The sequence below is a fragment of the Streptomyces sp. NPDC057950 genome, from assembly GCF_042887295.1.
Taxonomy (GTDB): Bacteria; Actinomycetota; Actinomycetes; order Streptomycetales; family Streptomycetaceae; genus Streptomyces; species Streptomyces kaempferi.
Window position 1 is genome coordinate 257,920 of sequence record NZ_JBHVPP010000015.1, and the last position, 6,215, is coordinate 264,134.

7 protein-coding genes are annotated in these 6,215 nt (G+C 70.3%); all 7 read right to left on the reverse strand.

Annotated features, from left to right (window positions below; translation table 11 throughout):
* Nucleotides 1–2: 2 nt before the first annotated feature.
* On the reverse strand, nucleotides 3–938 hold the full coding sequence (locus ACFVTC_RS25195; protein ID WP_390130530.1) for an aromatase/cyclase: 936 nt from the start codon (nucleotides 936–938) through the stop codon (nucleotides 3–5).
* Between the two features lie 86 nt (nucleotides 939–1,024).
* Nucleotides 1,025–1,810, reverse strand: a complete 786-nt coding sequence (gene fabG, locus ACFVTC_RS25200; protein WP_390130531.1) for a 3-oxoacyl-ACP reductase FabG — start codon at nucleotides 1,808–1,810, stop codon at nucleotides 1,025–1,027.
* 107 nt (nucleotides 1,811–1,917) lie between these two features.
* Nucleotides 1,918–2,193 (reverse strand): acyl carrier protein, encoded by a 276-nt coding sequence (locus ACFVTC_RS25205; RefSeq protein ID WP_168529085.1) that lies wholly within the window; start codon nucleotides 2,191–2,193, stop codon nucleotides 1,918–1,920.
* 115 nt (nucleotides 2,194–2,308) lie between these two features.
* Complete coding sequence (locus ACFVTC_RS25210; protein WP_390130533.1) at nucleotides 2,309–3,523, reverse strand: ketosynthase chain-length factor; 1,215 nt, start codon at nucleotides 3,521–3,523, stop codon at nucleotides 2,309–2,311.
* On the reverse strand, nucleotides 3,520–4,791 hold the full coding sequence (locus ACFVTC_RS25215; RefSeq protein ID WP_390130535.1) for a beta-ketoacyl-[acyl-carrier-protein] synthase family protein: 1,272 nt from the start codon (nucleotides 4,789–4,791) through the stop codon (nucleotides 3,520–3,522). Before ACFVTC_RS25215 ends, ACFVTC_RS25210 begins: the two co-directional genes overlap by 4 nt.
* A complete protein-coding gene (locus tag ACFVTC_RS25220) occupies nucleotides 4,788–5,117 on the reverse strand; it encodes a TcmI family type II polyketide cyclase (protein WP_356271814.1) in 330 nt (109 codons plus the stop codon). Before ACFVTC_RS25220 ends, ACFVTC_RS25215 begins: the two co-directional genes overlap by 4 nt.
* 186 nt (nucleotides 5,118–5,303) lie before the next feature.
* A partial coding sequence (locus tag ACFVTC_RS25225; protein ID WP_390130537.1) for a biotin/lipoyl-containing protein occupies nucleotides 5,304–6,215 on the reverse strand: 912 nt, incomplete at its 5' end.

Sequence of the window (6,215 nt, forward strand, 5' to 3'; positions counted from 1 at the left end):
CGTCAACGCCTGCTCTCCGCGTAGGCCTTGGCGTGGGTGAGGGTGGCGCGGCTGTTGGTGGACAGGGCGGTGTGGACGTATTGGCGGGCGTCGGTGACGGTGGCTCGGGGGCCGAGGACGGTGTGGATGTTGTCGGTGTTGAGGGTGACGGTGTGCTGGGAGGTGGCGGTGACGCCTTCGTCGGTGTCGGTGAAGGTCCAGTGGCCGGTGTGGAGGGTCATCAGTGCGGGGAGGGTGACCTGTTTGTAGGTGATGCGGTGGTGGGGGAAGGTCACGCGGTAGGACTTGGTGGTGTGGACGGAGCCGTCTTTGGCGCGGGTGTCCATCTCCAGGGTCTGCAGGCCGGGGGTGGTCTCCTCCAGGCGGACGGTGGCGACGTGGGGCAGTCGCTCGGACCACAGATGGGCCTCGTTGATGAAGGCGTAGACGTCCTTCGCCGAACCGTCGACCAGGACGGTGTCCTCGAAGGAGAACGTGACCTCCTCCGCCGCGTGCGCGAACTCGACGTTCTCCTTCAGCGCGGCCAGCTCGGAGCGGCTGTTCCGGTCGACGGCCTGGTCGATCCAGAGCAGGTCGTGCGGGTCGTCGTCGATCGCGCGGTAGTCGTGCAACAGCCGCACCCGGGAGGCGTTCTCCCCCAGCGGCTCGATGATCCAGGTCCCGCCCATCGCCGCGACCGGCGGGGCGGGTATCTCCTGGCGGAAGGTGATCCGCAGGCCCACGGGGTCCAGGTCGCGGTACGACGTCCAGTTCTTCGCCTCGCCGTTGGCGGTGGCCCAGATCCGTATCCGCTCCTCGGAGCCGTTCCGCTCGACCTGGTCGACGTGGATGGTGGGCGGGAAGATCCGCGGCCAGTTGGTGACCTCCGCCAGCAGCCGGTACACGGCCGGTGCGGGCGCGGCGATCGTGATCTCGTGCTCTACCTCACGGGTCGTCATGACGCTTTCTTCTCCATGGCTGGGTCCGGGCTGCCGGTGGGGGAGCCGGCGGGGTGGGTGTGACGGGGTCGCAGGTGGCGGGCCGCTCAGAAATTGCCGAGTCCGCCGCAGACGTTGATGGCCTGCGCGGTGACCGAGGCGGCCGTGTCGGAGGCGAGGTAGGCGACCATGCCGGCCACTTCCTCGGGGGTGGAGTAGCGGCCGAGCGGGATCTTGGCCTGGAACTTCTCGAGGATGGCGTCCTCGGAGGTGTCGTAGGCGGCCGCGTACCCGGCGCGCACGCGCTGGGCCATCGGCGTCTCGACGTAGCCGGGGCAGACGGCGTTCACGGTGATGCCGGTGGGGGCCAGCTCGTTGCCGAGGGCCTTGGTGAAACCGACCACGCCGTGCTTGGACGCGGAGTAGGGGGCGCCCAGGACCACGCCCTGCTTGCCCGCCGTGGAGGCGATGTTGATGATCCGGCCACGGCTGCTGTGGCGCATGCCGCCCCTGTTGAGCACCTCCCGGGTCAGCCGGAAGACGCTGTTCAGGTTGGTGTCGATGACATCGGTCCACAGCTCGTCCTCGATGTCGGCCGTGACACCGCCGCCGGACCGGCCCGCGTTGTTGACCAGGACGTCGACGGTGCCGAACCGGTCGACGGCGGCCTGTACGAAGGCGGCGGCCGAGGCCGGGTCGCGGACGTCGAGGACACCGCCGTCCGCCTCGGCACCCTCGTCCTGGAGTGTCTTGACCGTCTCGGCGACGTTGTCGGCGTTGCGCGCGCCGATGAACACCCGGTGGCCGGCGGCGGCCAGCGCGCGGGCGGACGCGAGACCTATGCCGCTGGTGGCCCCGGTGATGAGAGCGACCCGCTTCTCCAGCGTTGACATGTGTTTCCTCTCCCTGTGGCGTGCGGTCTGCGGTGGGCCCAGGCCGGACGAGAGGCACCGCTCGGATGCGGTGAAAGGTTTCGCCCGGCCCGGGAAAGCCGTCGGGGTCAGGCGGCGGCGGGCTCGTCGGCGCCGAACTGGTGGTTCACGGCCTCGATGAGGGCGCGCGGGGTGTCGGCGTCGGTCAGCAGGTCCTCGTCGAGGACGATCCCGTACTCGCGCTCGATGCGGCTGCCCGTCTCCAGCAGGGCCAGCGACTCGTAGCCGAGGACTTCGAACGGCTCGTCGAGGATGTCGCCGTCGAGGTCGACGCCCTCGTCGACGCCCGCGCCCTCCAGCAGGATGCGGCGCAGGTCGTCCAGGGTGAATTCCGAAGTGGACACGTGGGTTCCTTCCCAGGTCGAGATGGATCGGTCGGACGGTGGATCTTCCGGGCGGTGGATCTTCCGGGAGACGGACCCGTCGGGAGACGGACCCGTCGGGAGACGGGATGTCCGGTCAGTCGACGGCCCGGACGACGACGGCCGAGTTGAAGCCGCCGTAGCCACGGGCCACGACCAGCGCGGTACGCACCTGGGCGGGCCGCGACTGGGTGAGGACCAGGTCGAGTCCGTACTCCTCGTCCGGGTCGACGTGCACCGTCGGGGGGATCAGTCCCTCCTCCACGGCGAGCAGTGCGGTGGCGATGTCGAGCGGAGCCGCGCCGGAGTACAGCCGGCCCGTCATCGTCTTCGGCGCGGTGACCGGGACGCCCCGGACACCGAAGACCGCCGAGATCGCCTCGGCCTCGATCCGGTCCAGCTCCGGCACGCCGGCCGCGTCCGCGAAGACCACGTCGACGTCCCCGGGTGCCGCGTCCGCGTCGGCGAGGGCGAGTTCGATCGCCTTGCGCAGACCGGGCTCGCGGCCGCTGCCCGGCCGTGGGTCGAACGTGGAGCCGTACCCCGCGATCTCGCCGTAGATCCGGGCGCCGCGCGCGCACGCCGACTCGGCCGACTCCATGATCAGGATGGCGCCGCCCTCGCCCGGCACATGGCCGGACGCGTCGGCGTCGAAGGGAAGATAGGCGCGGGTCGGTTCGTCGCTGGTGCTCAGCCGGCCGCCGGCCATCTGCGCCACCCAGCCCCAGGGACAGAGCGACGCGTCGACACCCCCGGAGACGATCATCGGGGTGCCCTTGCGGATGAGCCGCCGGCCGTGCGCCACCGCGTCGAGCCCGCCGGCCTCGTCGCTGACGATGACGCCGCTGGGACCCTTCAGCCCGTTGCGGATGGAGATCTGACCGCTGTTGACGGCGTAGAACCAGGCGAAGGACTGGTACGCGGAGACGTACTGGCTGCCCTGGCTCCACAGCTTCTCCAGCTCGCCCTGGCCGAACTCGAAGCCGCCCGAGGAACTGGCCGTGACGACGCCCATGTCGTACTGCGGCAGCTGCGCCGGGTCGATCCCCGCGTCGGCGAGCGCCCAGTCGGCGGCGACCAGCGCCATCCGCGTCATGTGGTCGGTCTGCGGCAGCAGCCGGCTCGGCAGCACGTCCTCGGCGACGAAGCCCGGCACCTCGCCCGCCAGGGTCGACGGGTAGGACGACGGGTCGAAGCGGGTTACCCGTCCGATGCCGTTCTTGCCGGTCCGGGTCGCGGCCCAGTAGTCCTGCGTGCCCAGTCCGTTGGGGGCGGCGATGCCCAGACCGGTCACTACCACCGTGGTGGTCATGCCACGCTCCTCTCGGGACGCGCCAGCACCATGGCGCTCTGGAATCCCCCGAAGCCGCTGCCGACCGTGAGCACCGCGTCGGTGAGCTGCTCCCGGGCGACCAGCGGCACGTAGTCGAGGTCGCACTTGGGGTCGGGGGTGGTCAGGTTGGCCGTGGGCGGCACGACGTGGTTCTCCATCGCCAGCGCGGACGCGGCGATCTCGATGGAACCGATCGCGCCGAGCGAGTGCCCGACCATCGACTTGATCGAGCTGACCGGGGTCCGGTAGGCGTGGTCGCCCAGACTGCGCTTGAACGCCTCGGTCTCGTGGCGGTCGTTCTGCTTGGTGCCCGAGCCGTGCGCGTTGACGTAGTCGATCGCGGTCGGGTTCATCCTCGCCTCGGCCAGCGCGGTCGTGATGGCCTCGGCCATCTCCGCGCCGTCCGGCCGCAGACCCGTCATGTGGTACGCGTTCGAGCGCGTCGCGTACCCGGCGATCTCGGCGTAGATGTGCGCGCCGCGCCGCCGGGCGCTCTCCAGCTCCTCCAGGACGAACACGGCGGCCCCCTCACCGAGGACGAACCCGTTGCGGGTCCCGTCGAAGGGGCGCGAGGCCCGCTCGGGGTCGTCGTCCCTGGGCGTCGTCGCCTTGATCGCGTCGAAACACGCCATCGTGATCGGCGAGATCGGCGCGTCGGACGAACCCGTGATCATGACGTCGGCCGAGCCCTCGCGGAGCAGCTCGACGGCGTGGCCGACCGAGTCGATGCCGGACGTGCAGCCCGTGGAGACCACCGTGCTGGGACCCTGCGCGCCCACCGCCCAAGCGACCTCGGCCGCGAAGGAGCTGGGAACCAGGTAGTTGTACAGGTGCGGGACGGTGTACGCGTGGTCCACCAGGCGCAGCCGGCCGCCGTCGCTGACGACGTTGTACTCCTCGTCGAGACCCATGGTGGCGCCGACCGCGCTGCCGATGGTGACGCCCACCCGGTACGGGTCGTGGGCGTCGAGGTCGATGCCGCTGTCGGCGACCGCGCCACGGGCCGCGACCACCGCGAACTGCGCGGCACGGTCCATCCGGCGGATCTCCTGCGGGCTCAGTCCGTGCTCCGCGGGGTCGAAGTCGATCTCCGCGGCGACCCGGGAGCGGAAGGGGCTCGGGTCGAAGAAGCTGATGCGGCGGGTGGCCGTGCGGCCCTCGCTCAGCAGGTTCCAGAAGTTCTTCGCCCCGACACCGCCGGGGGCCAGCACCTCTATGCCGGTGATGACGACTCGTCGGCCGGTCACGCGGACGCCTCCCAGTTGTAGAAGCGCGTGGCCATCGCGTCGGCAGGGGAGCGCCAGGTGGCCGGGTCGTACGCCTCGATGAACGGCTTCAGGTCCTCACTGATCTGTACGAAGCGCGCGTCGTGCCGGGCGTGCTGGATCAGCTCGCCGCCGTTGTCCGCGTCGAAGTCCTGGAGGTGGAAGTACAGACCCCGGTACTGGAAGAGCTGGCGCCGGCGCGTTCCCATGCGGTGCGGCATTTCCGTGTCGTCGAAATCACCGAAAACCCTGGCCACGTCGACGCTCGACCCGGGTTCCATCCGAGCCACAATCAGCGTGCTGTACATACGTTTCCCTCTCCTCGAGGCCCACCACACGACAGGTGACGAAAGCTCTTATTCAGTATCCGGGGCGGTGAGAGCGGTTTCAATATTCCCAATGTCAGGTAATTGTCAGACCGGGTCAGAATTCCGCAGACAATTACGGAGGACCGCACGGTTCCATGGCGAATTCGCCGAGAATCCCCTCGTGAATCAGCCGGTGATGTCACACATGGCGGCGCCCGACGTGACGGACGCGCCGACCTCCGCGCTCAGGCCCTTGACGGTGCCGGAGCGGTGGGCGTTGAGGGGCTGTTCCATCTTCATGGCCTCCAGGACCACGATGAGGTCGCCCTCCCGGACCTCCTGGCCCTCCTCGACCGCGACCTTGACGATCGTGCCCTGCATGGGCGAGGCGAGGGTGTCACCGGAAGCGACCGGGCCGGACCTGCGGGTGGCGCGGCGCTTCGGCCTGGCGCCCGCGCCGAGTGCGGCGCGGGCCGTCGCCGTGCCCAGCGAGGACGGCAGCGACACCTCGAGACGGCGCCCGGCGACCTCGACGACGACGGACTCGCGGCCCGGTTCCTCCTCCGTCCCGGTACCAGGGTTCCCGGGGGCCGTGAAGGCGGGGATCTCGTTGACGAACTCGGTCTCGATCCACCGGGTGTGGACCGTGAACGGGTCCGCGGAACCGGTCAGCTCCGGGGCGAACGCCAGGTCCCGCACCACCGCGCGGTGGAAGGGCAGGGCGGTGGCCATCCCGCCGACCTCGAACTCGTCGAGGGCGCGGGCCGCGCGCTGGAGCGCCTCGGCGCGGGTTCGGCCGGTGACGATCAGCTTGGCCAGCAGGGAGTCCCACGCGGGGCCGATCACACTGCCGCACTGCACGCCGGCGTCGAGGCGGACGCCGGGGCCGGAGGGCGGGGCGAAGGTGGTGACGGTGCCGGGCGCGGGCAGGAAACCGCGGCCGGGGTCCTCCCCGTTGATACGGAACTCGAAGGAGTGGCCGCGCAGTTCGGGATCGCCGTACCCGAGTTCCTCGCCGTCGGCGATGCGGAACATCTCCCGGACCAGGTCGATGCCGGCGACCTCCTCGGTGACCGGATGCTCGACCTGCAGACGGGT

Coding starts and splice junctions, on each gene's coding strand:
- ACFVTC_RS25210 (WP_390130533.1), bottom strand. CDS start 3,523: ATGACCACCACGGTGGTAGTGACCGGTCTGGGCATCGCCGCCCCCAAC.
- fabG (WP_390130531.1), bottom strand. CDS start 1,810: ATGTCAACGCTGGAGAAGCGGGTCGCTCTCATCACCGGGGCCACCAGC.
- ACFVTC_RS25195 (WP_390130530.1), bottom strand. CDS start 938: ATGACGACCCGTGAGGTAGAGCACGAGATCACGATCGCCGCGCCCGCA.
- ACFVTC_RS25220 (WP_356271814.1), bottom strand. CDS start 5,117: ATGTACAGCACGCTGATTGTGGCTCGGATGGAACCCGGGTCGAGCGTC.